The sequence below is a fragment of the Methylomonas sp. BG-2 genome, assembly GCF_057766305.1.
In genome coordinates, this window is sequence record NZ_JBYMAP010000444.1 from 1 (window position 1) to 1,638 (window position 1,638).

Sequence of the window (1,638 nt, forward strand, 5' to 3'; positions counted from 1 at the left end):
GTCAGCGAACCGCCGGTTTCCGAGCCGTCGCTGCCGGCCGACGAAAAAACCGGTCCGGTCGATGTGTACATTCTGCCGCTGGACGATTTTTCCGGCGATGCGGCGGTCGATATCGCTAACACCGTCGGCCGGGAATTCGGCGTCTGGGCGAAAGCCACCTTGCCGCTCGGCGTGTTGCCCATCCAAGCTTTTCCCGGCACCCGGCAGTACCCGGCGGAAGACATTTTCGAGCAAGCCCGTACCGTGATGCGCCGCCTGCCGGAAGCCGACCCCAACACCCATTTCGTGTTTTTGACCAACCGCGACATCAACAGCCGTAGTCGCAATTTCCGCTTTCAGTTTTCGTTTCACGATCGGGTGTGCCGTTGCTCGGTAATCTCCACCGCCCGCATGCACCAGCCGAGCGACCGCAATGCCCATCAAGCCGCGGGAACCCGCTTGCTGAAAATGACCAAGCGCGCGATCGGCGAAATGGCTTTTGGCTGGACCCGTTCCACTGACATCAAGGATCTGATGTACGCGCCGATCATGAGCCTGGACGATCTCGACGCCATCGGCGACCGCCACCCGCCGATTCCGTTGCGTTGAGATTGCGGTGATCCTGTCGCCTTGGGCGGGCTTCGCCAGCGCCGAGCGGATTTAGCTGGACGGAACAACAAGGCGGAAACGTCGCCTCGCCGGGACTCAAGTCCGCCCGTACTCAGGGTTTACGCTCGCCGAACGACACTGTGGCGCTATCAGAAATGACCGGAGCAAAATAGGATAGTTTTTCAGTGGCTCCCTAACGCACCGCGAACCGGGAAATTTACGCCAAAAATCCATCAAACCTGAGTCTTACCGGAAAGGTGCCCGAGAATGCCCAATGTCTAGCGGTTAAGCTCAATGACCGGGGCGCACTTTTAAATTCGGTGCATTTTGGAATAGTCTGGCGGATAGGCGGCTAACACTTGAGGCTACGGGTTCAGGGTCAGAGCACTTAAAACGATTCATGGTGCGCGGCATTTCCAAGGCGCGGTGCTAAACGTGAGGTTTGGAAGGGAATGTCAAAATGGCGCGCCCGAGAGGATTCGAACCTCTGGCCTCAGCCTCCGGAGTGAAAATTAGCTAACTTTTTCTAATTGATCTTAGTTAACTTTATCAAACATTCGGATGACTTTTTTCGACATAAGTACGTAACTTGATGATATATATAATGAATTAATAAGCTTCTTTAGGGTGATTAATGACGCTTTATGGCATACCATAGTTGCCGCTAGGAGAATATGCTAGCATTTTTGTCACAATCGTTGCCTTTGTAATCTCTCGCCGTTGACAGCAACCCCCTACCAAACCATCCGGTCTTTGGACGAACTTCTGGCGCTGACCCGAGCACCACCGGAGCATCCGTTGCTGGGTTTCTTCTGCCGCTGTTTTCTACAACTTTTCGACCAAGCCGAAAGTATTTTGGATTCGGTAATCGATATCCAGGCGATTCGTCCGGAGATCGAACGTTATTCGCGCCTGCAACAAGATATTGCCAGCGCCACCCTGGCCAATCACGAATTAGCCGGTGTATTGAATCAGTATTATCTCTACGCGATATTTACCTCGACCGGTTCACCGGAGCAGGAGCCCGCTGCACTCGCCATTATTCGTGCC

At 54.1% G+C, this 1,638-nt stretch carries 2 protein-coding genes; both read left to right on the plus strand.

Translation table 11 applies throughout. The annotated features are described in order from the left end of the window. On the plus strand, positions 1-588 hold a 588-nt coding region (locus AC3B8H_RS21110; protein WP_488443473.1), incomplete at its 5' end, for a hypothetical protein. Positions 589-1,341: 753 nt separating this feature from the next. Further along, positions 1,342-1,638: hypothetical protein (locus tag AC3B8H_RS21115; RefSeq protein ID WP_488443474.1), on the plus strand; the 297-nt coding region annotated here is incomplete at its 3' end.